The 26,067-nt window shown below is 73.3% G+C and carries 23 protein-coding genes; 12 read left to right on the top strand and 11 right to left on the bottom strand.

What is annotated here, in order from left to right; genetic code table 11:
* The gene (locus QSJ97_RS20395) at positions 1-597 is read right to left on the bottom strand and encodes a glutathione peroxidase (protein ID WP_285674050.1); all 597 of its coding nucleotides are present in this window, start codon (positions 595-597) and stop codon (positions 1-3) included.
* A gap of 122 nt (positions 598-719) precedes the next feature.
* Between QSJ97_RS20395 and QSJ97_RS20390 the strand changes: the two genes are divergently transcribed.
* Positions 720-911: a CTP synthetase gene (locus QSJ97_RS20390; RefSeq protein ID WP_285674048.1), complete on the top strand. Its 192-nt coding sequence runs from the start codon at positions 720-722 to the stop codon at positions 909-911.
* Positions 912-926: 15 nt separating this feature from the next.
* Here QSJ97_RS20390 and purB read toward each other — a convergent pair whose 3' ends face one another.
* A complete protein-coding gene (gene purB, locus QSJ97_RS20385; RefSeq protein WP_285674046.1) occupies positions 927-2,231 on the bottom strand; it encodes an adenylosuccinate lyase in 1,305 nt (434 codons plus the stop codon).
* Between the two features lie 636 nt (positions 2,232-2,867).
* Here purB and QSJ97_RS20380 point away from each other — a divergent pair.
* Positions 2,868-3,347 (top strand): DUF6314 family protein, encoded by a 480-nt coding sequence (locus tag QSJ97_RS20380; protein WP_285674042.1) that lies wholly within the window; start codon positions 2,868-2,870, stop codon positions 3,345-3,347.
* 58 nt (positions 3,348-3,405) lie between these two features.
* On the opposite strand, the gene QSJ97_RS20375 is transcribed toward QSJ97_RS20380, so the two are convergent.
* The gene (locus QSJ97_RS20375; protein ID WP_285674040.1) at positions 3,406-4,008 is read right to left on the bottom strand and encodes a PDC sensor domain-containing protein; all 603 of its coding nucleotides are present in this window, start codon (positions 4,006-4,008) and stop codon (positions 3,406-3,408) included.
* 323 nt (positions 4,009-4,331) lie between these two features.
* Between QSJ97_RS20375 and QSJ97_RS20370 the strand changes: the two genes are divergently transcribed.
* The 3 genes from QSJ97_RS20370 (at position 4,332) to QSJ97_RS20360 (ending at position 8,080) form a co-directional block, all read left to right on the top strand.
* The gene (locus QSJ97_RS20370) at positions 4,332-5,555 is read left to right on the top strand and encodes a serine hydrolase domain-containing protein (RefSeq protein WP_285674039.1); all 1,224 of its coding nucleotides are present in this window, start codon (positions 4,332-4,334) and stop codon (positions 5,553-5,555) included.
* Between the two features lie 84 nt (positions 5,556-5,639).
* Positions 5,640-7,082 carry a tetratricopeptide repeat protein gene (locus QSJ97_RS20365; protein ID WP_285674037.1) on the top strand — a complete coding sequence of 481 codons (1,443 nt, stop codon included), beginning with the start codon at positions 5,640-5,642 and terminating at the stop codon, positions 7,080-7,082.
* Between the two features lie 8 nt (positions 7,083-7,090).
* Positions 7,091-8,080 carry a sulfotransferase family 2 domain-containing protein gene (locus QSJ97_RS20360; protein WP_285674035.1) on the top strand — a complete coding sequence of 330 codons (990 nt, stop codon included), beginning with the start codon at positions 7,091-7,093 and terminating at the stop codon, positions 8,078-8,080.
* Between the two features lie 211 nt (positions 8,081-8,291).
* Here the strand turns inward: QSJ97_RS20360 and QSJ97_RS20355 are convergent, their stop codons facing one another.
* The 4 genes from QSJ97_RS20355 to QSJ97_RS20340 form a co-directional block, all read right to left on the bottom strand.
* Positions 8,292-9,410, bottom strand: coding sequence for a dienelactone hydrolase family protein (locus QSJ97_RS20355; RefSeq protein WP_285674034.1), 1,119 nt, complete (start codon positions 9,408-9,410; stop codon positions 8,292-8,294).
* Between the two features lie 61 nt (positions 9,411-9,471).
* On the bottom strand, positions 9,472-10,119 hold the full coding sequence (locus tag QSJ97_RS20350) for a LysE family transporter (protein ID WP_285674033.1): 648 nt from the start codon (positions 10,117-10,119) through the stop codon (positions 9,472-9,474).
* Positions 10,120-10,362: 243 nt separating this feature from the next.
* Positions 10,363-10,965: a glutathione S-transferase gene (locus QSJ97_RS20345; protein WP_285674032.1), complete on the bottom strand. Its 603-nt coding sequence runs from the start codon at positions 10,963-10,965 to the stop codon at positions 10,363-10,365.
* Complete coding sequence (locus QSJ97_RS20340) at positions 10,962-12,290, bottom strand: MFS transporter (RefSeq protein WP_285674029.1); 1,329 nt, start codon at positions 12,288-12,290, stop codon at positions 10,962-10,964. The genes QSJ97_RS20345 and QSJ97_RS20340 overlap by 4 nt, the downstream gene beginning before the upstream one ends.
* 265 nt (positions 12,291-12,555) lie before the next feature.
* Here QSJ97_RS20340 and QSJ97_RS20335 point away from each other — a divergent pair, with 265 nt between their 5' ends.
* The 4 genes from QSJ97_RS20335 (at position 12,556) to QSJ97_RS20320 (ending at position 18,361) form a co-directional block, all read left to right on the top strand.
* The gene (locus QSJ97_RS20335; protein ID WP_285674028.1) at positions 12,556-14,349 is read left to right on the top strand and encodes an ABC transporter transmembrane domain-containing protein; all 1,794 of its coding nucleotides are present in this window, start codon (positions 12,556-12,558) and stop codon (positions 14,347-14,349) included.
* Positions 14,350-14,503: 154 nt separating this feature from the next.
* Positions 14,504-16,363 carry an acyl-CoA synthetase gene (locus QSJ97_RS20330; RefSeq protein ID WP_434220945.1) on the top strand — a complete coding sequence of 620 codons (1,860 nt, stop codon included), beginning with the start codon at positions 14,504-14,506 and terminating at the stop codon, positions 16,361-16,363.
* 125 nt (positions 16,364-16,488) lie between these two features.
* A complete protein-coding gene (gene ispG, locus QSJ97_RS20325) occupies positions 16,489-17,634 on the top strand; it encodes a flavodoxin-dependent (E)-4-hydroxy-3-methylbut-2-enyl-diphosphate synthase (RefSeq protein WP_285674025.1) in 1,146 nt (381 codons plus the stop codon).
* A gap of 157 nt (positions 17,635-17,791) precedes the next feature.
* The gene (locus QSJ97_RS20320) at positions 17,792-18,361 is read left to right on the top strand and encodes a DUF1499 domain-containing protein (protein WP_285674023.1); all 570 of its coding nucleotides are present in this window, start codon (positions 17,792-17,794) and stop codon (positions 18,359-18,361) included.
* 21 nt (positions 18,362-18,382) lie between these two features.
* Here QSJ97_RS20320 and QSJ97_RS20315 read toward each other — a convergent pair whose 3' ends face one another.
* The 3 genes from QSJ97_RS20315 to QSJ97_RS20300 form a co-directional block, all read right to left on the bottom strand.
* Positions 18,383-18,661 (bottom strand): hypothetical protein, encoded by a 279-nt coding sequence (locus QSJ97_RS20315; RefSeq protein WP_285674022.1) that lies wholly within the window; start codon positions 18,659-18,661, stop codon positions 18,383-18,385.
* A 69-nt stretch (positions 18,662-18,730) separates the two neighbouring features.
* A complete protein-coding gene (locus QSJ97_RS25190) occupies positions 18,731-20,374 on the bottom strand; it encodes an NTP transferase domain-containing protein (RefSeq protein WP_434220944.1) in 1,644 nt (547 codons plus the stop codon).
* Positions 20,371-21,429, bottom strand: coding sequence for an XdhC family protein (locus QSJ97_RS20300; protein WP_285674021.1), 1,059 nt, complete (start codon positions 21,427-21,429; stop codon positions 20,371-20,373). Before QSJ97_RS20300 ends, QSJ97_RS25190 begins: the two co-directional genes overlap by 4 nt.
* Positions 21,430-21,789: 360 nt before the next feature.
* Between QSJ97_RS20300 and QSJ97_RS20295 the strand changes: the two genes are divergently transcribed.
* From QSJ97_RS20295 to QSJ97_RS20285, 3 genes are all read left to right on the top strand, one after another.
* Positions 21,790-22,971: a hypothetical protein gene (locus QSJ97_RS20295; protein WP_285674018.1), complete on the top strand. Its 1,182-nt coding sequence runs from the start codon at positions 21,790-21,792 to the stop codon at positions 22,969-22,971.
* 212 nt (positions 22,972-23,183) lie between these two features.
* The gene (locus tag QSJ97_RS20290) at positions 23,184-24,392 is read left to right on the top strand and encodes an FAD-dependent monooxygenase (RefSeq protein WP_285674016.1); all 1,209 of its coding nucleotides are present in this window, start codon (positions 23,184-23,186) and stop codon (positions 24,390-24,392) included.
* Positions 24,389-25,780, top strand: coding sequence for an NAD(P)/FAD-dependent oxidoreductase (locus QSJ97_RS20285; protein WP_285674014.1), 1,392 nt, complete (start codon positions 24,389-24,391; stop codon positions 25,778-25,780). Before QSJ97_RS20290 ends, QSJ97_RS20285 begins: the two co-directional genes overlap by 4 nt.
* A gap of 27 nt (positions 25,781-25,807) precedes the next feature.
* On the opposite strand, the gene QSJ97_RS20280 is transcribed toward QSJ97_RS20285, so the two are convergent.
* Positions 25,808-26,067, bottom strand: a 260-nt coding sequence (locus QSJ97_RS20280) for a helix-hairpin-helix domain-containing protein (RefSeq protein WP_352231127.1), incomplete at its 5' end; no start/stop codon positions are given.

The raw sequence follows: 26,067 nt of genomic DNA, 5'->3' as shown, positions 1-26,067 counted from the left end.
TCAGGTGCCGTCTCCGGCCCCCATTCCGGCGCCGGCAAGCGCCGTCTCCACCGCCTCCGTCACCGCCGCGGCGGTGGGTTCGGTGGCGGTCGGGAAGGCCGCCAGCAACCGCCCGTCGGCCCCCACGAGATACTTGTGGAAATTCCAGCGCGGCGCCTGCTCCGGCCCGAGTTCGCGGCGCGCCCAGGAATAGAAGGGATGCGCGCCGCTGCCCTTCACCGGGGTGATTCCGGTCATCGGGAAGTCGATCGCGAAGTTCACCGCGCAGAACTCCTTGACCTCCGCCTCGGTATCGAGCTCCTGGCCGCCGAAATCGTCGGACGGCACGCCGAGCACCACCAGCCCGCGGTCGCGGTAGCGGTCGTAGAGCGCCTGCAGCCCGTCATACTGGTAGGTGAAGCCGCAGCGCGAGGCGGTGTTGACCACCAGCACCGGCTGCCCGGCAAAGCGCTTCAGCGGCAGCAGCCCGCCGTCGATCCCGGCAAAGGCGAAGTCGTGGGCGGTGAAACCGCCGGCACCGGCCGGCAGGATACCGACGGCGGCGGTGGCGGCGGTGACGGCGAGCGACAGGGCGAGCAGATGGCGGCGTGTCGGCATGGGGCGGCTCCCGGAGCATGGCATCTGCTCATCAGATGTGGAGCATTTGCGCTCGGTCAAGGAAATCCCCAGCCGGGGCGATAGCTAGGCGGCGTGCCCAGCCCCAGCCGGAGGACCCCAGGATGTACCGCCTCGCCGCCATTATCTACGCGCTCGTCGGCCCGACCCTGGCCGGCGTGCTGATGATCGCCGCCCTGGTCTCGGGGTTCGACACGCTGCAGCCGATCCTGGTGGCGGCGGCGGTCGGCTTCCTCGGCGGGCTGCCGCTGGCCTGGGCCATCGCCGCGCGGCTCAGCCGCGACCCGCGCGGCTGAACCGGGCAACCCCCGTCAGCCCGCGCCGAACACCCGGGCAAAGATCACGTCCACCCGCTTGAGGTGGTAGCCGAGATCGAACAGCGCCTCGAGCGCGGCATCGTCGAGCGCACTGGCGACCTCGTCGTCGGCCTTCAGCTCGGCGAGGAAATCCGCGCCCTGCTCCCAGACCTTCATGGCGTTGCGCTGCACCGCGCGATAGGCGTTCTCGCGCGAGAGCCCGGCCTGGGTCAGCGCCAGCAGCACCCGCTGCGAATGCACGAGCCCGCGGGTGCGGTCGAGATTGGCCTGCATCCGCTCTGGATAGATCACCAGCTTCTCGATGACCCCGGTGAGCCGGGCCAGCGCGAAATCGAGCGTCACCGTGGCGTCCGGCCCGATCATCCGCTCCACCGAGCTGTGCGAGATGTCGCGCTCGTGCCAGAGCGCCACGTTCTCCATCGCCGGCAGGGCATAGGCGCGGACCATGCGCGCGAGCCCGGTGAGGTTTTCCGTGAGGATCGGGTTGCGCTTGTGCGGCATCGCCGAGGAGCCCTTCTGGCCGGGGGAGAAATACTCCTCCGCCTCGAGCACCTCGGTGCGCTGCAGGTGCCGGATCTCGGTCGCCAGCCGCTCCACCGAGGAGGCCACGACGCCGAGCGCCGCGAAGAAGGCGGCGTGGCGATCGCGCGGGATCACCTGGGTCGAGACCGGCTCCACCGCGAGGCCGAGCTTGGCCGCGACATGCTCCTCCACCGCCGGGTCGATATTGGCGAAGGTGCCGACGGCGCCGGAGATCGCGCAGGTGGCGATCTCGGCCCGGGCGGCCACCAGGCGGGCCCGGGCCCGGTCGAACTCGGCATAGGCCTGGGCGAGCTTCAGCCCGAAGGTGGTCGGCTCGGCATGGATGCCGTGGGAGCGGCCGATGCAGGGGGTGTCCCTGTGCTCCATCGCGCGGGTCTTCAGCGCCGCGAGCAGCGCGTCGGTGTCGGCGATCAGGATGTCGGCGGCGCGGGTGAGCTGCACGTTGAGGCAGGTGTCGAGCACGTCCGAGGAGGTCATCCCCTGGTGCACGAAGCGGGCCTCCGGGCCGACCAGCTCGGCGAGATGGGTCAGGAAGGCGATGACGTCATGCTTCACCTCGCGCTCGATGGCGTCGATGCGGTCGATGTCGAACTCGAGGTCCCTGGCGCGCCAGACCGCGGCAGCCGCCTCCTTCGGGATGGTGCCGAGCTCGGCCATCGCATCCGCGGCATGGGCCTCGATCTCGAACCAGATCCGGTATTTCGACTCAGGCGACCAGATGGCGGCCATCTCGGGACGGGAATAGCGGGGGATCATCGGGCGGCCTCCTTCGGCAGGGATCGCCCGGGCGTTAGCCGAGCCGACCTCCGAGCGCAAGGGCGGCAGCCGCTGCGGGCGCCGGCGCCGGCCCGGGGAGCGCGGCCGCGCCGCCTCCCGTGGGTGGGCCGCGATGCCCTCCGGGCCGCCGCGACGGTGCAGGGGTGGGGGAGGCGGCGGGGGCGCGCTCCCCGGGCCGGCGGGCCTTGCCACGAGACCGCCCGGCCGGCTCGCAATCGGCGCCTGCGCAAGGCGGACGCTCCGCCGGGCCCGGTGCGCCGCGGCCCTGCCGAAGCGGCGTTGCCGGGGGGGGCGGAACGGAAGGGATGAGCGGCGCGCGATGCCGCCGGGCAGGCCGTCTCCCGCCGGGCGGATCCGGAGCGTGCGGCGCCATGGCTGCAGTTCGCGTTCTCCTGCGCCATGCGGGTCTGCCGCGAACGTGAACCGGATTGCCCCTGCGGCGCCACCGGCAGGGGCCGGAAATGCGCGCGCCGTCGCCGGCGGATACCGCCCGATGCACCATGCCGCCTGCCGATCGGCAGAGGGCCGGGACAGGCGGTTTCGCGCGCTGGCGGGCTTGCCCCGCCCTGCCGGCGCAACCTTGCGATCCGGGCGGCGCCGTGGCAGAGGGGCCGGATGAGCGAGATCGACCTCCATCACGCTTCCGATGTCGGACCGGCCTATTTCGCCGGCCGCTGGCAGATGTTCCGCATCATCGAGAATGTCGAGGAGGGGGTGATCGGAGAGTTCTGGGGCGACGCGGTCTTCTCGCCCGACGGCGCGGGGCTGCGCTGCGTGGAATCCGGCGTGCTGCGCTTCCGCGGCGAGGATTACCATGCCGACCGGACCGCGCTCTGGCGCTTTCCCGAGCGCGGCCGGATCGAGGTGCAATACGAGGACGGGCGGCCCTTCCACGACTTCGTGCTCGACGATCCCCGCGCCGAGCACCAGTGCGGCGACGACCGCTACCGCGTCTCCTACCGCTTCCACCGCGATGCCTGGCTCAGCCGCTGGGAGGTGGCCGGCCCGCGCAAGGACTACGTGATGACCAGCCGCTATCGCCGCACCGGTGCCGAGGCCCCGCCCGCCTGGCCGGAGATCGCGCTGCACGGCTGATCCGGCGCCGCGGCGCGGGCCGCACCGCCCCGCCTGCCGGCCTCCGAACCGCTGCCCGCTACTTCAGGACGCTGAGATCGATGCCGAAGGTCACCGCGCCGATCGGCTCGCCGTTCTCCGGGTCGTTCACCGTCAGGCTGACCTGGGTCTGCCATTTCTGCGTGCTGTCGTCGTATTCGTAATCGCCGACATGCACCGCGTCGGAGCCGATCAGGTAGGTCTCCTGATACTTGGCCTCGTCGCCCTGGTAGAAATCCGAGGTCTCGTCGCTGATCGCGGCGTTGAGGCCGTAGCGGTCCATCACGATGATCTCGGTGACCACGCCGTCCGAGCCCTCGCGCCGGTCGCGCAGAAGGATCGAGTGCAGCCGGTCGAGCAGGTCCCAGATCATCGGCTTGTGCGAGGTCTTGCGCTCGGCGCGCCAGGCCTTGTCGAGCCGGTCGACCTCCTCGTTGGTCATGCCCTCGTTGCGGATGTTCTGCTCGCGAATCGCGTCGATGATGATCGGGTCCTCGACCCAGCTCAGCAGCTCGGTCTCGGCCAGAACCCTTACCTTGTCGGCAAATTCTTCCTTCGCAGGGGCATCGGCTGATTGCGCAGCGGCCAGGCCACCCCAGGCCAGGAGCACCCCGAGCGCGCCGATTTTCGACAACAATGTCATGCGGTTTCTTCCCTCATTCTCCGCCCGATTGCCGGCGGTTCTCGATGCGCATGCGGTGCCCATGCCCGGCGGCTGAACCGTTCTCGCTCCACCGATAATCCATACCATTCATCTACTCAGGCAGACCCCACGCAGGGATAAAAGGATACATGGAAAGCGCGCGCTGTGAAGGGCGGCGGCCGCGGCCGCGCCAAACGGTTCCGCCGCGACACCGATCACGGCCCCGCAACGCGCCCACTTGCCACCGCCGCCGCCTCCGGGGCAGGGTCACGGACCCGGCCCTCCCCGCAGGAGGCGGCCGCCAGAGACCGGGAGCGCGCGCCATGACCGAGACCCCGATTGCAACCCCAGCCGCGCCCTCCGGCCGGCCATCGGTGATGACCGGCTTTCCGCCGCCGCCCGAGGCCCGGGCAACGCTGGCCAACTGGCGCCAGCCCCCCTTCAGCGCCTGGAGCTTCACCCATACCCGGGAGATCGTGCCGAGCGCCGAGATCCCGGCCGGCACCCCGCGCCCGCTGGAGGAGGACTGGACCGATCTCTCGCGCGTGCCGGTGCCGGACGGCGCGGGCGGCGAGATCCCCTTCGCCGGCCTGCTCGCCGCGACGCAGAGCTCGGCCTGCGTCGTGCTGCAGGGGGGGCGGCTGCTCTGGGAATGGCATGGGCCGGGCCATGACGGGCTGGCGCCGCATCTGCTGTTCTCGGTCTCGAAATCCATCACCGGGCTGGTCGCGGGGCAGCTCGCCGATCGCGGGCTGCTCGACCCGTCGGCCCCGCTCACCGCGCTGATCCCGGAGCTGGCCGGCTCGGCCTATGAGGGGGCGACGCTGCGCCATCTCCTCGACATGACCGTCAGCACCGCCTTCGACGAGAGCTACCTGAACGCCGATGGCGACTATGCGGCCTATCGCATCTCGACCAACTGGAACCCCGCGCCGGACCCGGCCGCCGCGCCCGATCTGCGCGGTTTCCTGACCACGCTGAAACCGGGCACCGAGCCCCACGGCGCGGCGTTCCACTATGTCTCGCCCAATTCCGATCTTCTCGGCTGGGTGATCGAGCGCGCCTCGGGCCAGCGCTTCGCCGACCTGATGGGGGCGCTGCTCTGGGGACCGATCGGGGCGGAGGCGCCGGCCTACATCACGGTGGACCGGTTCGGCGCGCCGCGCACCGCGGGCGGCATCTGCGCCCGGCCGCGGGATCTCGCGCGGCTCGGCGAGGCGGTGCGCCGGCGCGGCGTGGTCGGCGGGCGGCAGGTGCTGCCGGGCTGGTGGCTCGACGACATGGCCACCGCGGGCGACCGCGCGGCCTGGGCGAGGGGCGACCTGCGCGAGCTCTTCCCCGCGGGACGCTATCGCTCGAAATGGTACCAGACCGGCCTGCCCTCCGGCGCGCTGGCCTGCCTCGGCATCCACGGGCAATGGCTCTGGATCGACCCCGAGGCGGAGGTCGTCATCGCCAAGTGCGCGCACCAGGACGAGCCGGCCTGCGACGCCACCGATGCGCGGCTGATCGCGGGGCTGGACGCGCTCTGCAACGCCCTCGCCTGAGCCCGCATCGCCGGGGCCGCGCGGCCTCCGGCTTGACAAGCGCCCCGTGGCCGGGCGACAGCACCGCGACGCACGGGGAGCGCAATGCCCAAGGCCATCCTGCATATCGGGACCGAGAAGACCGGAACCTCGACCCTCCAGATCTTCTTCCAGCTCAACCGCGAGCGGCTGAACGCCAACGGGTTCCACTATCCCGCCTTCGCCGGCAACACCAACCAGATCCGCCTCGCCGCCTATGGCCAGGAGGACCGGGAATTCGACGACCTGCGCATCGATCTCGGCATCGAGGACGCGGCCGGCCTCGCCGCCTTCCGCGCCCGGATGGAGCGCGAGGCCGCGGAGGAGGTGGCGGCGCATCCCGACAAGACCTTCATCATGTCCAACGAGCACCTCTCCAGCCGGCTCAACGGCCCGCCTTCGGTGGCGCGGCTGAAGCGGCTGCTGGCGCCGCTCTTCGAGGAGATCGAGGTGGTGGTCTATCTGCGGCGGCAGGATCAGGTGGCGGTCAGCCTCTACTCGACGCTGCTGAAGTTCGGCGGCACGCGGGAGACCATCATGCCCGATCCGTCCGACGAGCCCGGCCGCTGGCTCTATGGCCACATGCTGGCGCGCTGGGCCGAGGCCTTCGGCCGCGAGCACGTGCATCCGCGGATCTTCGACCGGTCGGAGCTGGCCGAGGGCTCGATCATCGAGGATTTCCGGATCCGCTGGGGCCTCGGCTCGGGCTACACCCCGGTGAAGAACGCAAACGAGTCGATGCAGCCCGCCGCCGGCGAGGTGCTGCGCCGGCTGAACGCGCATTACCCGCCCTATATCGGGCTCAAGGGCAACCCGATGCGCGGCGATCTCGGCGCCTGGGTGGGCAACGGCTTCCCCGGCAGCGGGCCGAAGCCGTCGCGCGCCGAGGCGGAGGCCTTCTACCGCCATTTCGAGGCCGCCAACGAGGAGGTCCGCCGCGCGTGGTTCCCCGAGCGCGAGACCCTGTTCACGGAGGATTTCAGCGCCTATCCGGAAACGGCGGACCGGCCGAGCCCGGGCTACGAGGATGCGCTCGAGGTGATGGTCGAGGTCTGGCGCCAGGCGCGCGAGCGCGAGCTCCGGCTCGGCTACGACCTTGCCGTGCAGTCCGGCCAGATCGCCGAGCTCGAGGGCCGCTGGGACGATGCCATCGCCGCCTATCGCCGGGCGCTGGCGCAGGACCCGGACCGGCGCATCGCGCGCCGCCGCCTGAAGGGCGCGGAGGCGGCGAAGGCCCAGGCCGCGGCGGCAGCCGAGGCCGCGGCCCGCGCCGAAGCGGCCCGGCAGCGCGCCGAGGCCGAGCGCGCGGCCCGCCAGGCGGCGGAGGCCGAAGCTGCAGTGCGGGCCGAGGCGGCGGCAGAGACCGCCGCGGTCGAGGCCGCGAAGGCCCGTGCCGAGATCGCCGCGCGCTGGGCCGCGCAGGACCGCAACGACGCGCTCCTCGCGCAGCTCCGCAAGCGCCTCAGCCTCAACGGCATCCGGCGCCTATTCGGCGTCGCGCCGCGGTGATCCCGGCAATGCCCGACACCCGGCCCGAGAGCGCCCTGCCCTTCCACCGCCGCTGGCCGAGCCTGCAGGCCATGCCGCTGCCGCAGCACCGCCTGCTCTACCTGCCCATCGCCAAGAATGCCTGCACCTCGCTGAAACGGCTGACGGTGGAGCTCTCGCCCCTGCCGGCGGCGCGCAAGGCCGAGATCCTGCACGACGTCCACACCGTCACCGACACCGAGGCGACCGGGCTCCAGCTCAAGGACCACGACGCGGCGGCGGCGGCAGGCTTTCTCGCGGAGCCCGGCTGGATGCGCTTCGCGGTGCTGCGCGACCCGCATGACCGGCTGGTCAGCGCCTATGTGGAGAAGTTCGTCATCCGGCGCGAGCGCAAGGGGCTGAGCACCGCGCCGGTGGTCGCGGCGGTGCAGGGCTGCGCGCCGGAAGACGCCGACCTTGGCCGCGGCGTGCGGTTCCGCGACTTTCTCGCGCATGTGCTGGCCAGCCCGGCCGAAAGCCTGGACCCTCACTGGCGCCCGCAGATCCACAGCTTCGCCGAGATCGCCTGCACCCATCTCTATGCCATGGAGCATCTCGACCTGCTGGCAGCCGATCTCTCCGGGCGGCTCGGGCAAACGGTGACGATCGGCGCGCACAACCGGGCGCGGCCGGTGCCGGACCGGCTGGTGCCGGAGGCCGCCACGCTCTGGCCGGAGGAGATCGCCGAGCCGTCGCGCATCGATCCGGCAAGCTTCTACGACGCCGAGAGCCGGGCCTTGGTCGCGCGCTACTTCGCCGCCGACCTGACGCTGCACCGGAGCGTCCTGGCAGAGAATCGGGCCAGGGTGGCGCTGGCCGAGAGCATGTCCCAGGCGCCCGCCTCCGGGCCCGCGCCCACGCCCGCGCCCGCGCCGGACGCTGCGGTTGCCCCCCGCCCCTGGCGCAAGCGGCTCAGCCTCAACGGGCTCCGCCGGCTCGCCGGGAGACCCGCGGCCCCCGGCGGCCCGAAGACCGGCTGACGCGCACCCGGCCACCGGCCACGAGGGGGCGCCGCGCCTCGCCGACCGCCTCTGGCAGCCGTGCCGCCCGCGGCGCGTTTCCTGCCGACCCGACGGTGGCCACCGGGACCGGTTGCAACCGGCGCACCCCGTGCAGCACGCCGCGTGCATGAGGGCTCCAGAGGCGCAGCGGCAGACGCGGCGCCCGGCCGGCGCTGCCGGATGCGCTCCGTCAGCCTCCTGAGCCTTCCCTCGGCGACGACACCATCGGCAGCGCCCGGTCCAGGAAATCGAAGAGATGCGCATAGGCCGCCCGCCGGGCCGCCCGGTTTCCGCCGAACCGCACGCCCCGCTCGCCGCACGCCGCGAGATAGGCCTGCCGCCCCTCGAGGCTGTCGAGCCGGTGCCCGCCGTCGAGCGTCTCGGTGCGCCCCTCCGGGCCGGCGAGCAGGCGGCAGCGATCCGAGCCGTCGCGCACGGTGATCGCCCTGTCGACCGTCACGGTGACCGGCATGAAGGCGTCGAACCCGTGCGGCGCCTCCGGAAACACCACGGCCTCGACCGGCTCGCCCGCGGCGGCGAGGTTCCCGGCCAGCGCCAGGCAGGGTGCGGCAGGGGTCCAGTCGTCGGCTTCGCCGAGCAGCATCAGCAGCGGGCCGGAGAGCCGTTCACCGGTGAAGTCAAAGCCGCAGAAGGGGTAGAAGGCGGCGGCGAAGGCAAGGCGCTCCGGCCCGCCGCGCGCGGCATAGCCGGCCAGCCGGTCGACCGCGCCGAGCACCGCGGTGATCGCGCCCTTGGACCAGCCGATCATGCCGATCCGCTCGGCCGGGATGCGCGGATGGCTGGCCAGCAGCAACCGTGCCGCCATCACGTCGGCGAGCATCGCCTGGGCGGTCATGCGGATCTGATCGCGGGCGGTCGAGCGCACGCCGCGCGGGCCGAAATGGTCGATCGCGAAGGCCGCGTAGCCGGCATCCTGCAGGCGCCGGGCAACCCGGCGCTGGCGCAGCCCGAGCCCGCCGGAGCCGTGGCTGAGGATCACCGCCCCGCGCACCGGGCCGGTGCCCTCGGGCAGCAGCAGCCGGCCCTGGATCACCGCGTCCGGCGCGCTGCCGTCGATCATCTGCGGGAAGTCGTAGGGCGTCGTGGAGGCGAAGGCGATCCAGCCCTCCTCGCCATCGCCCATGGCGGCGCGCGGCGTGCCCACCTCGCGCGGTGGCCCCGCGCAGGCGGCCAGCGCCGCGAGCAGGAGCGGCAGCAGCAGGACGCGGAACCGGGCGGCACGGGCGCCGATCTCCGCCGCACCCGGTGCAGGGTCGGTCGGGCGGCAGGCGGTGTCGGCATGGCGCATCGGGCATCTCCTCTCCCGGCAGCTATCTAGCACGCGTCCGGCCGCGGGCGAGCCCCCTGGATCACCCCTGCCCCGCGCCTCCGACCAGCAGCGGCAGGTTGCGCCAGAGCAGCCCCGTCCCGAGGCTCGCGAAGAACAGCGCCACGCCGGCAAGGATCCAGTGCCCGATCCGGGCATAGGCGCGGGCCGCGGCACGGGTGGAGAAGGCCAGCGCATAGGCGAGATGCCCGAGGCTCGCCACCGCCACCGAGCCGGCGATCATCACGGCAATCGCGCCGGGCGACGCCGTGCCGGCCGGAAAGATCGAGATCAGCACGAGCCAGGTGGTCAGCGCCTTCGGGTTGGTGGCCAGCACCGCGAGGGTGGTGAGGAAGGCCTCGCGCGGGCTGATCTCGCGCGCCGGGCCGACCGAGGCCTGCCAGGCGCGGGCGCGGCACAGATAGCGCCAGGCGAACCGCAGCAGCAGCGCACCGCCGAGGCAGCCGAGCAGCGGCTCGAGCAGCGGCAGCCGGCGAAACGCGACGGCCGCCCCGAGGAGCGCGGCGGCGGCCCAGCAGGCGACGCCGATGGCAATGGCCGCGACGATGGCGAGCGCCGCCCGCCGCCCGGCACCGAGCGAGATGGCGATGGTGTTGAAGACATTGGGGCCGGGGCTGAGGATGTTGGCGCCGAAGACCGCCCATGCGGCGAGGATCTCGGTCCAGGGCATTGCCGTCCTCCGATGCCTGCGGCCGCCCGCGCCGGGCCGGTCGAGGAGGCGCCGCGCCAGCGCTCCGCCTCCGGCAGCCGTTCCGCCCGCGGCGCGTGTGGCCGCCGGTGCGCCGGTTGCAACCCAGCCCCGTGGCCACCGGCGCGCCATCGGCCCCTGCGCCGCGGGCGGAACGGCGCCATCGGCACAGGGCCCGACGCGGCGCCCCCGCCCGGCCCCGTCAGGGCCGGGCCACCTGCACCGTCAGGCCGGGCGGGTCGCGACCAGCGCGGGGTGCTCCGCCACGCCTTCGTACCAGCCGGCAAGCGCCGGGCGCCCTTCGCGCCAGCCGAGATCGGCGAAGCGCAGGTCGAGATAGCCGAGCGCGCAGGCCACCGCCACGAGCCCGGCATCGAAGCCCTCGCCGAAGCGCCCGGCCTCGCCCTCGAGCACCCCGAGCGCGCGGTGGATCTTCGACATCTGCCCCTGCACCCACGGGCTGAAGCGCAGCTCCGCCGGCCTGAGCCGCGCCTCGTAGACCACCAGCAGCGCCGCATCGAGGATGCCCTCGGCCAGCGCCTCGCGCGCCAGCACCGGCCAGAGCGCATCGCCCTCCGGATAGAGCCCGATGCCGAATGTCGCGTCGAGATGGCGGGTGATCACCCGGCTGTCGAACAGCGCCAGCCCGTCATCGGTGACCAGGCAGGGCACCTTGCCGAGCGGGTTGGCCGAGCAGGTCCCCTCGTTGGGATCGAGCGGCGTGCCGCTGCCGGGCACCAGGTCCACCGCCTCGGCCTTGCCGGCCAGGTGCAGCGCGACCATCACCTTGCGCACATAGGGCGAGGTGTCGGAGTGATAGAGTTTCATCGGGGCGTTTCCTCCGCATCCGCCACCCGCGGCGCGGGGGCCTGTTGATCGGCGCCGCCGCCCATTCCGGCCCCCGCATGCGGCCGGCCGTTGCCATTGCCGTTCTCCCCGCCATCGCGCTTGAACAGCCGCGCGAGGACCATCGAGGTGCGGGGCATGTAGCGGTAGGGCGCGGTGGGCCGGACCGGCGAGCGCTGGCTCATCCTATAGAGCGTGAAGGCGAAGAGCACCAGATGCGCCGCGGCGGCGAAACCGAAGAGCGCCGCCGGCCCGTAGGCGGTGATCAGCTCGGCGCTGGCCAGCGGACTGACGATGGCCCCGACCGAGAAGAAGAACACCAGCGCGGCATTGAGCTCGACGATGAAGTCCGCCGGTGCCCGGTCGTTGGCATAGGCCGCCGAGACGGAATAGACCGGATAGGCCGTGACCCCGAAGACGAAGGCGCCGAGATAGAGGCTGTTGTGGTCGCCGGGGTCCATCCAGGCCATCAGCCCGAGGCAGGCGAGCACCGCGACGCCGGAGATCCCGAGCAGCACGGCGCGCCGGTCGACCTTGTCGGCGAGCCATCCGACGGGGTACTGCGCCGCGATCCCGCCGAACACCGCCGCCGAGAGGAAGAGCGCGATGCCCGTCGGGTCGAGCCCCGCCTCGACGGCATAAATCGGGCCGACCATGCGGAAGGCGGCGCCCGTCAGCCCCGCCACCACGATGCCGAGGCAGGCCGTCGGCGAGAGCTTCAGGGCCTTGAGCGGCCGGAGCCGCGGCGCGTTGGGGGTGAGCGGCGGCATCCGGCGGGTCAGCGTCAGCGGCAGCAGGCAGAGGCAGCAGAACGCGGCGACGATGTTGTAGGCGGCGTAGCTCGCCGGATCGAGCACCGCGATCAGCGCCTGCGCGGTGATCTGCCCGGCGAGATCGACGACGCGAAAGACCCCGAAGACCCGGCCGCGGTTGCGGTTCTCCACCTTGGCCTGCATCCAGCTCTCGACCACCGTGTAGGCGCTGGCGATCGCGACGCCGGTGAGCACGCGCAGCGCCGCCCAGTAATAGGGCCCCTCGAACACCGGATGCAGCAGCGCGCCCATGGCGCCCACCGCGGCGGCGGCGGCGAAGGCGCGGGAATGCCCGATCTGCCCGATCAGGCGCGGCGCCAGCCAGCAGCCGACGAAGAAGCCCGCGAAATGGGCCGAGCCCATCAGGCCGATCTCGCCGGTGGTGAAGCCGCGTGCCGCCCCGGCCAGCGCGTCGAGCGGGCCGAGCGAGCCGGAGCCGAGCTGCACCAGGAAGATCGAGAAGAACAGGGCGGCAAAGGAGATGAGAACGGGCATGGGGCCGGCGGCTTGGGGGGGAATCGGGCGCGAGTGCCGGCCACCCTGCACCGCCGGGCCGGGCGATGCTGTCGTGAAGCCGACAGTCCGTGTCGGGTTTCGGTCCCCCGGGCAGCGGGCGCGGGCGGGCGCGGGCGGGGCGCGGGTGCGTGCACCGGCCCGCAATCCCGCGGCGCCGGCATGGGCCGGGCGCCGGCCAGCGGGTCGCCTTGCCTCCTGTCCGCCGCGCTGCTAACGCCGATGGGACAACCGGGAAGGACAAGCCGTGGCGGAGATCGAGGCCGTAGCGCCGGACAAGCGGGCGAAATCGAAGCGCATCGGGGCGCTGCGGGGGCTCGCGCCGTTCCTCGCTCCCTATCGCCTGCTGATCGCGGGGGTGGTCTTCGCGCTGCTGCTGGCGGCGAGCTTCACGCTGGTGCTGCCGGTGGCCTTCCGCCGGGTGATCGACGGCTTCTCGGTGGAGAACGCCGCGCTGATCGACCGCTATTTCCTCGCGCTGATCGGCGTCGCGGTGGCGCTGGCGCTGGCCACGGCGGCGCGCTTCTTCCTCGTCACGCTGCTCGGCGAGCGGGTGATCGCCGATCTGCGCCGGGCGCTCTTCGACCATGTGAGCGGCATGTCGCCCGGCTTCTACGAGAAGCTGATGACGGCCGAGGTGCTGACCCGGCTGACCTCCGACACCACGGTGATCCAGGGGGTCGTCGGCTCCACCGCCTCGATCGCGCTGCGCAACATCCTGCTGCTGGTGGGCGGCATCACGATGATGCTGGTCACCTCGGCGAAGCTCACCGGCATGGCGCTGCTGATCGTGCCGGCGGCGGTGCTGCCGATCATCCTGCTCGGGCGGCGGGTGCGGCGGCTCTCGCGCCGGGCGCAGGATCTGGTGGCCGACAGCGCGGCGCTGGCCGGCGAGTATCTGCAGGCCGCGCCCACGGTGCAGGCGATGACCTACGAGGCGCCGGCGCAGGCCGGCTTCGCGCGCCGGGTCGAGGCGGCCTTCGCCGCCCATCGCGGGCGCATCGTCGCGCGCTCGGCGCTGACCGCGATCGTGATCTTCCTCGTGTTCTCGATGGTGGTGGGGGTGGTCTGGATCGGCGCGCGCGACGTGCTGGCCGGCACCATGAGCGAGGGCGAGATGGCGCAGTTCGTGCTCTATGCGGTGTTCACCGCCGGGGCCGTCGGCGCGCTCTCCGAAGTCTGGGGCGAGCTGCAGCGCGCCGCCGGCGCCACCGAGCGCATCGTCGAGCTGCTGCAGATGGAGAACCCGATCCGCGAGCCCGCCGAGCCGCTGCCCCCGGCGGCGCCGACCCGCGGGCATATCCGCTTCGAGGACGTCTCCTTCCACTACCAGAGCCGCCCCGACGCCCCGGCGCTGCACGAGGTGAGCTTCGAGATCCGGCCCGGCGAGACGGTGGCCCTGGTCGGCCCCTCGGGCGCCGGCAAGACCACGATCCTCCAGCTCCTGCTGCGCTTCTACGACCCGCAGGCCGGGCGCATCACCCTCGACGGCGTGCCGATCGACGCGATGACCACCCGCGACCTGCGCGCCCGCCTCGCGCTGGTGCCGCAGGAGCCGGTGATCTTCGCCGACAGCGTGCGCGCCAACATCCTCTTCGGCCGGCCCGAGGCCAGCGAGGCGGAGGTGATCGAGGCGGCCCGCGCCGCCGCCGCGCACGACTTCGTCACCGGCCTGCCGGAGGGCTACGACAGCTGGCTCGGCGAGCGCGGCGTGCTGCTCTCGGGCGGGCAGAAGCAGCGCATCGCGATAGCCCGCGCGATCCTGCGCGACGCGCCGGTGCTGGTGCTCGACGAGGCGACCTCGGCGCTCGATGCCGAGAGCGAGCGCGCGGTGCAGGCCGCGGTGGCGCGCCTCGCCGCCGGCCGCACGACGCTGGTGGTGGCGCACCGGCTCGCCACGGTGAAGCGCGCTGACCGCATCGTGGTGCTCGAGGGCGGCCGCGTGGTCGCCACCGGCACCCATGACGCGCTGGTGGCCGAGGACGGGCTCTATGCCCGGCTCGCGCGGCTCCAGTTCACCGAGGGGCTGGCGGCGGAGTAGCCGCTCCCGGAGATCGGGCCGATGTTCCGCTCCGCAATTGGTGATTGCGGGCGGCTTTTCCCTTATGTCTCTATGAACGCGGCGCCCGCAGAGGCCGCGACCCGGGAGGAGAACGACCATGACCAGCGCGCGGATCCCCTGCTCGACGCGGGAGATGAAGGCCGCCATCGAAGCCGTGCCGATCTCCGAGCGCTGGCAGACCGAGACCGTCTACGAGATGCTGGCCGAGACGGCCGCCTCCCGCGGCGAGGCCAGGGCGCTGAGCTTCCAGATCCGCTCCGGGCCGAAGGACCGCGCCGAGACGCTCACCTGGGCCGAGCTCGGTGCGCAGGTGACGCGGGCGGCCAACCTCTTCCGCGCGCTCGGCGCCGGGCCCGAGGACGGCATCGCCTATCTCCTGCCCAACAGCAACGAGACCGTCTACACCCTGCTCGGCGGCGTGACGGCGGGGGTGGTCTGCCCGATCAACCCGCTGCTCGAGGTCGGGCAGATCGCTTCGATCCTGCGCGAGACCGGGGCCAGGATCCTGGTGACGCTGGCCCCCTTCCCGAAGAGCGACGTCGCCGAGAAGGCCCATGCCGCGGCGATGTTCGCGCCCGAGCTGCAGACCATCCTCGAGGTCGATCTCAAGCGCTACCTGTCGCCGCCACTGTCCTGGCTGATCCCCGTCATGCGCCCGCGGCTCGACATCCGCCACGGCAAGCGGGTGGCCAATCTCAACGAGGAGATGGCGAAGCAGCCGGGCGACCGGCTCACCTTTGCCGAGACCGGCGGGGCCGACCGCGTCGCCGCCAATTTCCACACCGGCGGCACCACCGGCATGCCGAAGATCGCCCGGCACCGCCAGCGCGGCATGGTCTACAACGGCAAGGTCGCGACGATGGACGTGATCCGGCCCGACGACGTGCTGATCTGCCCGCTGCCGCTGTTCCACGTGCTCGGCGCCTATCCGATCCTGATGTCCTGCGTGGCCGCCGGGGCGCATCTCGTGCTGCCGACGCCGGCGGGCTATCGCGGCGAGGGTGTGCTCGACAATTTCTGGGCGCTGGTCGAGCGCTGGCGCGTCAGCTTCATGGTGATGGTGCCGACCGCCGCCACCGCGCTGCTGCAGCGCGAGGTGAAGCACGACATCTCCAGCCTCAGATACGCGATCTGCGGCTCGGCGCCGCTGCCGGTCGAGCTGTTCCGCCGCTTCGAGCGGACCTGCGGGGTGAAGATCCTCGAGGGCTACGGCATGACCGAGGCGACCTGCCTGGTCTCGATCAACCCGCCGGAGGGCGAGCGCAAGATCGGCTCGGTGGGCCTGCCGATCCCCTATACCCATGTCCGCATCCTCGACTGCCAGCAGGACGGCGAGGTCAACCGCGAATGCGGCACCGACGAGATCGGCGAGATCTGCATCGGCAACCCGGCGGTGTTTCCCGGCTATCGCGAGGAAGCGCGCAATTTCGGCCTGTTCACCCGGCCCGGGCACCTGCTGCGCACCGGCGACATGGGCCGGCTCGATGCCGACGGCTATCTCTGGATCACCGGGCGGCTGAAGGACCTGATCATCCGCGGCGGGCACAACATCGACCCCGGCCTGATCGAGGAGGCGCTGATGGGGCACAGCGCGGTCGCCTTCGTCGGCGCCATCGGCCAGCCGGATGCGGTGGCCGGCGAGCTGCCCTGCGCCTATGTCGAGCTGCGCGACGATGCCAGCATCACCGAGGCCGAGCTGCTGGACTATGCCCGCGAGCACATCCCCGAGCGCGCCGCGGTGCCGAAGCATCTCGAGATCGTCGACGAGCTGCCCAAGACCGCGGTCGGCAAGGTGTTCAAGCCGGCGCTGCGGAAACGCGCGATCCACCGGGTCTATGCCGGGGCACTGGCCGATGCCGGTGTCGACGCCTCGGTCGAGGTCGTCGAGGACAAGACCCGCGGGCTGGTGGTGCGCGCCGGCGGGCCGGGCGGGCGCGAGGCGGTGGCCAGGGTGCTGGGCGAGCTGCCGCTGCCCTGGGAGCATGCCGGCTGAGCGCGGCAGCCGGGGCGCCGCGCCGCCCGCTCCCGTGCAGGTGCCCCCCTCGACTTTCGCGCCTGCGAAGCTTACCTTCCGCGCGAGCGCAGAGCCGCCGCGCGCGCAATCCCGGGAGGGCCCTCATGGCGATCAACCACATCCGCCCCTGGCGCAACATCTACCGCCGCGAGAGCCGGAAGATCATGGTGGGCTCCGTGCCGGTGGGCGGCGATGCCCCGATCAGCGTGCAGACCATGACCAACACGCTGACCTCCGACGCCGCCGCGACGCTGCGCCAGATCGAGCGCTGCGCCGAGGCCGGGGCCGACATCGTCCGCGTCAGCGTGCCGGACGAGGACTCGAGCGCGGCGATGCCGGAGATCTGCAAGCACTCGCCGGTGCCGATCGTCGCCGACATCCATTTCCACTACAAGCGCGGGATCGAGAGCGCCCGGGCCGGCGCCGCCTGCCTGCGCATCAACCCGGGCAACATCGGCAGCCCGGACCGCGTGCGCGAGGTGATCCGGGCGGCGCGCGACCACGGCTGCTCGATCCGCATCGGCGTCAATGCCGGCAGCCTCGAGCGGCACCTGCTGGAGAAATACGGCGAGCCCTGCCCCGATGCGATGGTGGAGAGCGGGCTCGACCATATCCGCATCCTGCAGGACAACGACTTCCACGAGTTCAAGATCTCGGTGAAGGCCTCCGACGTCTTCCTCGCCGCGGCCGCCTACCAGCAGCTCGCCGAGCAGACCGACTGCCCGATCCATCTCGGCATCACCGAGGCCGGCGGGCTGACCTCCGGCACCATCAAGAGCGCCATCGGCCTCGGCCAGCTGCTCTGGATGGGCATCGGCGACACGCTGCGCGTCTCGCTCTCCGCCGATCCGGTGGAGGAGGTGAAGGTGGGCTACGAGATCCTGAAATCCCTCGGCCTGCGCCATCGCGGGGTCAACATCATCTCCTGCCCGTCCTGCGCCCGGCAGGGCTTCGACGTGATCGAGACGGTGAAGATCCTCGAGGACCGGCTGGAGCACATCAAGACGCCGATGTCGCTCTCGATCATCGGCTGCGTGGTCAACGGCCCCGGCGAGGCGCTGATGACCGATGTCGGCTTCACCGGCGGCGGCGCCGGGCGCGGCATGGTCTATCTCGCGGGCAAGAAGTCCCATGCCATGACCAACGAGCAGATGGTCGACCACATCGTCGAGCAGGTCGAGAAGAAGGCCGCCGAGATCGAGGCCGAGACGGCGGAAACGGGCGCCGCGGAGAAGACCGCGGCGGAGTGACCGGGCGGCGCGCCTCCTGGCGGCCGCCGCGGCGCCTCCGGAGGCCCCACCCACCCCGGCAACCGCTGCGCCGGGCTGCGGCGTCACGCTCCCCCACCGGCCTCCGGAGGCGCCGCGCCGCTGGGCCCGGCATCGCGGCACGGGACAGGAGGCGGCATTGGGACGGCTGTTCCACGACAAATGGCCCTGGCGGCGCGATGCCGAGGGACGGACGGCGCTGGAGGTCATTCCGGCGCGGCTGCGCTGGGCGCTGGGCCTGGCGCTGATCCTGTTTGCGGGGGCGGGGATGGCGATCTGGTCCGTCGATCACGATCCGGCGCGCTGGCATGCCGATCCGCTGGCCAGCGAGCGCACCGGCCGGCCAAACGACCATCTCGTGGCGCCGGAGGGGCTGGCGGCTGCGCCGGTGGATGCGGTCTTCGCCCCGGTCTTCCCGCCGGCGGCGGAGAGCCCGGCGGCGCTGATCGCGCAGCTGCACCGGGTGGCGATGGCCGAGCCGCGGGTGACGGTGGTGGCGGGCAGCCCGGAGGCGCTCCATGTCACCTATGTGCAGCGCTCGGCGGTCTTCGGCTTTCCGGACTACATCTCGGTCCGCGCGGTGCCGGTGGGCGGCGGCGCCGGGCTGGCGCTCTGGTCGCGCGCGCGCTTCGGCTATTCCGACATGGGGGTGAATGCGGCGCGGGTCTCGCGCTGGCTCGGGGCGCTCGGGGTGCGCGGCGCGAACTGAGGCGCCGGCTCAGACGACGGCTCAGACGCCGGGCGCGCAGCCCTCGGTCTGATGCCGCCAGATCACCAGGTTCCGCGCCTTCTCGCAGCGCGACATCACCTGCCGCGAGCCGATATGCAGGCAGGCCATCTGGCCGATCTCCACCCGCCGGCCCTGCGAATCGGTGCAGAAGCATTCGGGATAGCTGTAGCCCTCCTTGGGCTTGGGCGGCACGTAGCCGCCCGCCAGCCTTTCGCCGGCGCCGGCCGGCGCCGAGAGGCAGAACGCCGCGAGGGCGAGGCTGAGCGCAAGGGTCCGCATGCCCGGATGGTACCGCAGCGCCGGCTTTCCCGCAATTCGAACATGGTGCTGCGGTCGCGCGTGCCGCGCTCAGCCGGTGCCGGCGCGCCAGGCGGCCCAGGCCTCGGGCGTGTCGAGATCGGTGAGCGCCGCCTGCCCCGGCAGCGCCACCTCGACGACGAAGTCGCGATGCTCCGCCACGAGCTCGCGCGCGCCGCGGTCGCCGCCGAGCCCGCCCAGCGCCTCGAAGAAGCGCCGGCCGAACAGCACCGGATGCCCCGGCGTCCCGTCGGCGGCGGTGGCGCGGACGATCTCGCGCCCCTCCTCCGGGTCGAAGGCGGCGATCAGCCGGTCGATCCCATCCGCGGTCACCTCCGGCATGTCGGCGAGCAGCACGAGCACGGCATCGGCATCCGGCGCCAGCGCCGCGAGCCCGGCGGCGAGCGAGGTGCCCATGCCGTCCGCCGCACGGGGGTTCTCGACCCGGCGCAGCGGGAGGCCGGCAAGCGCCGCCGCGCGCGGCCCGTCGCCCGGGCGCAGCACCGCCACGGTCTCCTCCGCGCCGCTCGCCAGCGCCGCCGCGGCGACCTGCGCCAGCAGCGGCCGCCCGGCCACCGGCTCGAGCAGCTTGTCGCGCCCGCCCATGCGCCGCGCGCTGCCCGCCGCGAGGATCAGCGCCGAGACCTTCTGGCGATGCCCGGCCGCCGCCGCGCCGCCGGCGCGCGGCTGCGGCCGCGACGGGATCTCCTTGAGCAGCCCGCCCACCCCCATCCGGGCGATTTCCGCCGGCCTCACCGCGCGGCCATGGGCGAGGCGCTCCAGCACCCAGTCCGCCCCGTTGAGCTTCGGCGAGCGCGCGCAGCCGGGCAGGCCGAGCACCGGGCGCTCCGCACCCCGCCCGTCGCCCAGATTGCCGAGAAACAGCAGGTTCCCCGGATCCACCGGCATGCCGAAGCGCAGCAGGCGCCCGCCCGCGGCCACCAGCCCGGCGGGCCCGACATCGGCCGGATCAGAGGTCGCCGAGGCGGTGAGCAGCAGGATCATCTCGCCCGGCGCCGCCGCCAGCGCCGCGGCCACCGCCGCCGTCTCGTGCGCCACCACCGCCCTGCCCGCCAAAGTCATGCCGAGCGCCGCGAGGCGGTCGCCGACCGCCTCGGCCCCCTTCTCCACCAGCTTGTCGGCCATGCCCGGCGTGCGGGTCAGCACGAGCCCGGCGCTGGCCAGCGCCAGCCCGGCGCAGCGCAGCAGCCCCGGCGCCGCGCGTGCCGTCGCCTCGGCCGCCGTCACCGCCGCCGCGGGGGCCGCATAGGGGATGATCTTGACCGTCGCGACCATCTGGCGGGCGGTGACGCGGGCGGCATCCGGCAGCGTCGCCAGGGTGATCGCGGGGTCGATGGCGTTGAGCGCGTCCACCGCCGCGGCATCCACCGAGATCAGCCCCGGCCGCGCCGCGAAGAGATTGACCCGCCCGGTGAAGGGCGCGGAGACCGTGAGCCCCAGCGCCGCCGGATCGGGCGCGATGGCACCGGCGATGCGGGCAGCGGCGCTGTCCTCGTCGAGATCCCCCGGATCGAGGCTTGCGGCAACGACCTCGGAGATCCCCGCCGCGGCGATCCGCGCAAGATCCGCCGCGGAAAGCCGGCGCCCCTTCTTGAGCTTGCCGCCCGGCAGCGCCAGCGAATGGGCCAGCACCGCGCCCTCGGCCTCGGCGAGGGGGACCGGACCGAACCTCATGCCGGCACCGGCGCGCCCGGCACCGGCGTGCGGCCGGGCCGCGTCTCCGGCCGGCGCAGCCGCTCGGTCATCTGCGCCAGCGTGGCCACCGCGATCTCCGCCGGCGAGCGGGCGCCGATATCGAGCCCCACCGGCGCGTCGATGCGGTCGATCAGTTCCGGCGCCAGCCCGGCCGCCGCAAGCCGCTCGCGGCGCCTGGCATGGGTCCGCGTCGAGCCGAGCGCGCCGATATAGAAGGCCGGGCTCGGCAGCGCCACCATCAGCGCCGGGTCGTCGAGCTTCGGGTCATGGGTGAGCAGCACCACGGCGCAGCGCAGGTCGAGCCCGTGCGCCTTCAGCGCGGCATCCGGCCAGTCATGCATCAGCCGCTCGCCGGGGAAGCGGGCGGGCGAGGCGAAGGCCTCCCGCGGGTCGATCACCGTGACGTCATAGCCGGTCTCGCGCGCCATCAGCGCCAGCGGCTGGGCGATATGCGCGCCGCCGATGATGGCGAGGCGGAGCGGCGGATTGTGGATCGCGATGAAGCGGCGGGGCGCCTCGGCGTCGAAGCCCGAACGGTCGGCATCGAAGCGGGCCGGGGCGTCCGCATAGCCGATCAGCCGATGCGCGAGGCCCGGCATCGGCGTCACCGGCCCGGCGGGGTCGGCGGCGAGGCGGGTCTCGACCCCCACCGCCCGGCGCGCCGCCCGGGCCGCCACCAGCTCGGCCAGCAGCGCCTCCGGCAGCGCCGCGCCCACCGGCTCCACCAGCACCCGGATGGTGCCGCCGCAGGCCAGCCCCACGGCGAAGGCATCGCCATCCGAGACGCCGAACTCCATCAGCCGCGCCGTGCCGTCGGACAGCGCCTCGAGCGCCTCCGCCGCCACCGCGCCCTCGACGCAGCCGCCGGAGACCGAGCCGGCCAGTTCCGCCTCGCCGGAGATCGCGAGCTGCGCCCCCACCGGGCGGGGCGCCGAGCCCCAGGTCTCGACCACGGTCGCGATCGCCGCCTGCCGCCCCTGCCGGTGCCAGTCGAGCGCGGTTTCCGGGATCATGTCATGCGCGGCGCGATGCATCGGCGGGCCCTCCTGCGATCCGTTCACGAAGATTTGGCCCCCGCGGCGGCCACTGGCAAGGCCCGGCAGTTGCCCGGAAGCCGCCACAGTATCGCCACGGCCTTGACTCAGCGCCCCGCGCGCTTCATCCTTAAGTTGATCTTTGCGTCTCTACGGCAAGACTGCGCCTGCCGAAGCTATGTGCGTGTCCAGTAGTCTCGGTAGCGCGGCGGATATCCGCCCGTGGCGATCTCGCCCGATTGCGCTGGGTTCCATGCGGTTCCGGCGCTCCGGTGTCGGGCCTTTGAGAGGTGAGCAGTGGATCAGAGTTTCGCAATCGTTCTGCCCTTGCGCAAGAGGCTGCGGATCGATCCGGGCGACATGATCACGGAACTGCGGCTGCTGGTCGAGGAGACCGGGGCGACGGTGCGCATGGACCCGCGGATGATGCATGCCGCGCCGCCGAGCACCGGCCTGCTGGGCGCGCTGCGAAGATCCCCTCCCGAGACCGTCGCATTCGAACTCGACGGCGTGCGCCTGCGGGTCTCGCTGCATGGCGAGCCCTTCGCCGACAGGCTGGAGATGGGCCGCTACGTCAACCCGGTGATGTGGGAGCGCGGGCTCGGCGAATTCACCGATCACCGCGCCTATTACAAGGTCCACGAGGCCGGCATCGAGGGCGAGGAAGGCCCGGACGCGATCTTCGACCGCGCCGCCGCCGTCACCGCCACCGCCTCGGTGGTCGCCCGGCTCTCCGAGCCGGTCGGCGCGATCTGGCTGGCGGCGCGCAACTCGGTGCCGATGCGGACCTTCGGCGCGGCGATGGAACAGCTCAAGGAGGGCACCGCGCCACTCTCCTTCTGGTTGCGCTGGCACGTGATCCCCCCCGGCGAGATGGAGGACTACAACTCCGGCATCGTCACCGGCGGGCTGGCCGCCTTCACCGGGCGCGAGATCATGGCGCGGCCCTCGGTGACCGAGACGCGGGTGATGATCGACCACGCCTTCGAGCTGGCGCGCCGCATGATCGACGAGAAGATGGCGATCAGCGACAACCAGGCGGTGGATGGCGACGGCGGCGCGCGGCTCCGGCTGCGGCTCGGCGGGCGCCATCGCAGGGGCGACAGCCCGGTGGTCGAGATGTCGCTGCTCAAGGGTGCCGCGCCGCGGGCCCGGCCGGCCGAGCCGGGTGCCGAGGCGGCGGCCCGCCCCGAGCCGGCGCGCCATGTCGCCGAGCCCGGCCGCATCGAGGCGGTGCAGATCGCCGCCGCGGCGCCGATCCAGGCGGGTCCGGTCCAGGCAGGCGCCGTGCAGGCGGGGGCTGTCCAGGCCGGGCAGGCCGGCGCGCTGCAGGCGAACCCGGCGCAGTCCGCGCCGCTGCCGCCCGAGCAGGCGGCCGATCTCGGCGGCGGGCAGGTTCCCCATGCGGCGCCGGCGCCCGGCCGGCAGCCGCCCCGGCCCGATCCGGCGGCCGATCCGGCGGCTGATCCCGATGCCGGCGCGCCGGCCGAGCCGCGCGGCCGCGTCGTCCGGCTGGTTCCGGGCGGTCGCCGCAAGGGCTGACGCGCCCCCCCTCCCCCGACACTGCCGCACCCGCTGCCCGCGCCATGCTGCGGCGCTTGCGCCCGCGCCACTGAGCCCCGGCCAGCCCCCTTGCTCCGGCCGGACGCCGCGGGCATCCTGCATCGGAAACGGCCCGGGCCGCGCCAACGGTTCGGGCCGCTGTCCGACCGCGGCCGGACCGGACCGGGAAAGCCGGAAGAAGGGGAACAGCGATGGAAGCCGAGGGCCAGGCACGGCGGGCGCTGGTGGCGGGTGGCGGGATCGGCGGGCTGGCCGCCGCGCTGGCCCTTGCGCGCAGCGGCTGGAGTGTCGCGCTCTTCGAGAAGGCGGAGCGCTTCGGCGAGGTCGGCGCGGGGCTGCAGATGTCGCCCAATGCCTGCAAGGTGCTGCGCTGGCTCGGCCTCTATGACCGGATCGCCGAAGGCGCCGCGCAGCCGGGGGCGGCGACCATGCGCGACGGCCATACCGGCGCGCCGATCTACCGGGTGCTGCTCGGCGAGGCGGCCGAGGCGCGCTGGGGCGCGCCCTATCTGCATGTGCACCGGGCCGATCTCCACGCGGCGCTGCTCGATGCCGCGCGCGAGGCCGGGGTCGAGCTGCACACCGGCGCGCCGGTGGCGAGCTACGGCACGCGCCCCGAGGGCGCCCGGCTGAAGCTGGAGGACGGCAGCATCCATACCGGCGCGGTGCTGATCGCCGCCGACGGGCTGCGCTCGCCGCTGCGCCGGGTGCTGAACGGCCCCGAGAGCGCGCATTTCTCCGGCCAGATCGCCTGGCGCGGCACGATCCCGGCGGAATGGGTGCCCGAGGGGCTGGTGGCGCCCGAGGCCACCGTCTGGGCCGGGCCGGGGCGCCATCTCGTGACCTACTACCTCCGCGGCCGCAGCCTGGTGAACTTCGTCGCCGTCGAGGAGCGCGCCGAGCGCGTCGAGGAGGACTGGAGCGGCGCCGGCGAGGCGGACCGGCTGCGCGCCGGCTTCGCCGGCTGGCACGACGATGTGCAGACCCTGCTGGCGGCGGTGGAGCGGCCCTTCGTCTGGGGGCTCTTCGAGCGCGCCGAGCAGGTGCGCTGGTGCGACGGGCCGGTGGCGCTGCTCGGCGATGCGGCGCATGCCATGCTGCCCTTCATGGCGCAGGGCGCGGCGATGGCGCTGGAGGATGCCGCCGAGCTGGTCCGCGCCCTCAGCGAGCATCCCAGGGTGCCGGATGCGCTGCTCGCCTACGAGGCGGCGCGCTGGGACCGGGTCACCCGGGTGCAGGCGCAGAGCCGCTCCAACGGCATGCTGTTCCACAAGCGCACCGAGATCGGCCGGCTGTTCTCCTGGGCGCCGATCGCCGCGCTGACCTGGCTGGCGCCGGGCCTCGCCGCCGCCCAGCTCGACTGGCTCTACGGCCACGACGTCACCGAAGGACTGCCATGACCACAGCCACCGCCGCCCGCACCGCGCCGCGGGCCGCCGCCACGGGACCGGGCCCGGCCTGGGCCGCGGAGATGACCGAGACCCCGTTCTGGCACGCGGCGGCGCCGCCGGAGCCGCCGAGCGGGCGCGCGCCGCCGGCCGAGGCCGATGTGGCGATCGTCGGCGCCGGCTTCACCGGGCTCTCGGCGGCGCTGCATCTCGCCGAGGCCGGGCGGCGGGTGGTGGTGCTGGAGGCCGGCCCGCCGGGCGCCGGCGCCTCGACGCGCAACGGCGGCATGATCGGCTGGGGCCACAAGGCCCGGCTCGCGCCGCTGGCGAAACGCTATGGCGAGGGCCCGGCGCGGGCGATGCTGCGCGAGGCGCAGACCTCGCTGAACTGGACCCGCGCGCTGCTCGGGCGCCTGCCGGTCGATGCCCTGCACCGGCAGACCGGGCGCTTCCTCGGCGCCGGCTCGGCGCTGCATTTCGAGCGGCTCGCGGCCTGGGCGCGCGACGAGGCCCCGGCGCTGGGCATGGAGGTCGAGGTGGTGCCGGCGGCGGAGCAGGCCGCCCATATCGGCTCGGAACTCTATCGCGGCGGGCTCTATTTTCCCAATCACGGGCTGCTGCATCCGGCGCTCTTCCACAAGGGGCTGCTGGAGGCGGCACGGAACGCCGGCGCGGAGGTCATCGACCATGCCGCGGTGACGGCGATCGCCGGCGCGCCCGGGGCCTGGCGGCTCGCCACCGCGAAGGGCCCGCTGACGGCGCGGGAGCTGGTCTGGGCCGGCAATGGCTACGCGGCGCGCGGCGGGCGTGCCTTCGCCCGCTTTGCCCGGCGACTGATCCCGGTGCCCTCCTTCATCATCGCCACCGAGCCGGTCGGCGAGAACCGCATGCGCAGCCTGTTCCCCGGCGGCCATGCCCATGTCGACACGCGGGCGGCGCATTCCTACTACCGCCCCTGCCCCTGGGGCGAGCGCATCCTCTGGGGCGGGCGGGCCTCGCTGCTGCCGCTGCCGCCGCGGGTCGCCGCCGCGCGGCTGCGCGACCAGATGCTGAGCGTCTATCCCGAGCTCGGCGACCTGCGGCTGACCCACAGCTGGACCGGGAACGTCGCCTTCAGCTTCGACGGGGTGCCCCATATCGGCCAGATCGACGGCGTCTGGCATGCCTGCGGCTACAACGGCTCGGGCGTGGCGATGGCGCCCTATCTCGGGATGCGGCTCGCGGAGCGGCTGCTCGGCCCCGACCAGGGCGGCGCGGTGCGCGGCAGCACCGGCTTCGATGCGGCCCGGTTCCGCGCGCAGCCGCTCTATGGCGGCAATCCGTGGTTCCTGCGCGGGCTCGAGATCTACTACCGCACCCGGGAGCGGCTCGAAGGCGTCGCCCGCATCCCCCGCAACTGAGGCGTCCGGGGGACGCGGCGGCGCGGATCAGCCCGCCGCGAGAAGCGCCCTGGCCTGGCCCACCCAGTCGTCGCGCTCGGCGCGGCCGGGAAAGCTGCCGGTGGCGGCATCGAGCCAGCGCAGGTCCTCGGCGGTGAAGGCGGCAAGCTGGGCATACTGGTAGACGCCGCGCTCGTTGAGCACCGCCGCCATCTTCGGCCCGATGCCCTTGATCTTCTGCAGGTCGTCGACCGTCTCCGGCCGCTCGGCAAAGAGCTGCGCCGGGGCCGGCGGCTCGGCGGCGGGCG

It is taken from the genome of Paralimibaculum aggregatum (genome assembly GCF_030270585.1).
Classification (GTDB): Bacteria; Pseudomonadota; Alphaproteobacteria; order Rhodobacterales; family Rhodobacteraceae; genus Thermohalobaculum; species Thermohalobaculum aggregatum.
This window is presented reverse-complemented; position numbering and strand designations above follow the sequence as displayed.

Coding starts and splice junctions, on each gene's coding strand:
- QSJ97_RS20365 (WP_285674037.1), top strand. CDS start 5,640: ATGCCCAAGGCCATCCTGCATATCGGGACCGAGAAGACCGGAACCTCG.
- ispG (WP_285674025.1), top strand. CDS start 16,489: ATGGCGATCAACCACATCCGCCCCTGGCGCAACATCTACCGCCGCGAG.
- QSJ97_RS20375 (WP_285674040.1), bottom strand. CDS start 4,008: ATGACATTGTTGTCGAAAATCGGCGCGCTCGGGGTGCTCCTGGCCTGG.
- QSJ97_RS20355 (WP_285674034.1), bottom strand. CDS start 9,410: ATGCGCCATGCCGACACCGCCTGCCGCCCGACCGACCCTGCACCGGGT.
- QSJ97_RS20390 (WP_285674048.1), top strand. CDS start 720: ATGTACCGCCTCGCCGCCATTATCTACGCGCTCGTCGGCCCGACCCTG.
- QSJ97_RS20380 (WP_285674042.1), top strand. CDS start 2,868: ATGAGCGAGATCGACCTCCATCACGCTTCCGATGTCGGACCGGCCTAT.
- QSJ97_RS20290 (WP_285674016.1), top strand. CDS start 23,184: ATGGAAGCCGAGGGCCAGGCACGGCGGGCGCTGGTGGCGGGTGGCGGG.
- QSJ97_RS20295 (WP_285674018.1), top strand. CDS start 21,790: ATGATCACGGAACTGCGGCTGCTGGTCGAGGAGACCGGGGCGACGGTG.
- QSJ97_RS20350 (WP_285674033.1), bottom strand. CDS start 10,119: ATGCCCTGGACCGAGATCCTCGCCGCATGGGCGGTCTTCGGCGCCAAC.
- QSJ97_RS20345 (WP_285674032.1), bottom strand. CDS start 10,965: ATGAAACTCTATCACTCCGACACCTCGCCCTATGTGCGCAAGGTGATG.
- purB (WP_285674046.1), bottom strand. CDS start 2,231: ATGATCCCCCGCTATTCCCGTCCCGAGATGGCCGCCATCTGGTCGCCT.
- QSJ97_RS20330 (WP_434220945.1), top strand. CDS start 14,504: ATGAAGGCCGCCATCGAAGCCGTGCCGATCTCCGAGCGCTGGCAGACC.
- QSJ97_RS20340 (WP_285674029.1), bottom strand. CDS start 12,290: ATGCCCGTTCTCATCTCCTTTGCCGCCCTGTTCTTCTCGATCTTCCTG.
- QSJ97_RS20285 (WP_285674014.1), top strand. CDS start 24,389: ATGACCACAGCCACCGCCGCCCGCACCGCGCCGCGGGCCGCCGCCACG.
- QSJ97_RS25190 (WP_434220944.1), bottom strand. CDS start 20,374: ATGAGGTTCGGTCCGGTCCCCCTCGCCGAGGCCGAGGGCGCGGTGCTG.
- QSJ97_RS20300 (WP_285674021.1), bottom strand. CDS start 21,429: ATGCATCGCGCCGCGCATGACATGATCCCGGAAACCGCGCTCGACTGG.
- QSJ97_RS20370 (WP_285674039.1), top strand. CDS start 4,332: ATGACCGAGACCCCGATTGCAACCCCAGCCGCGCCCTCCGGCCGGCCA.
- QSJ97_RS20395 (WP_285674050.1), bottom strand. CDS start 597: ATGCCGACACGCCGCCATCTGCTCGCCCTGTCGCTCGCCGTCACCGCC.
- QSJ97_RS20315 (WP_285674022.1), bottom strand. CDS start 18,661: ATGCGGACCCTTGCGCTCAGCCTCGCCCTCGCGGCGTTCTGCCTCTCG.
- QSJ97_RS20360 (WP_285674035.1), top strand. CDS start 7,091: ATGCCCGACACCCGGCCCGAGAGCGCCCTGCCCTTCCACCGCCGCTGG.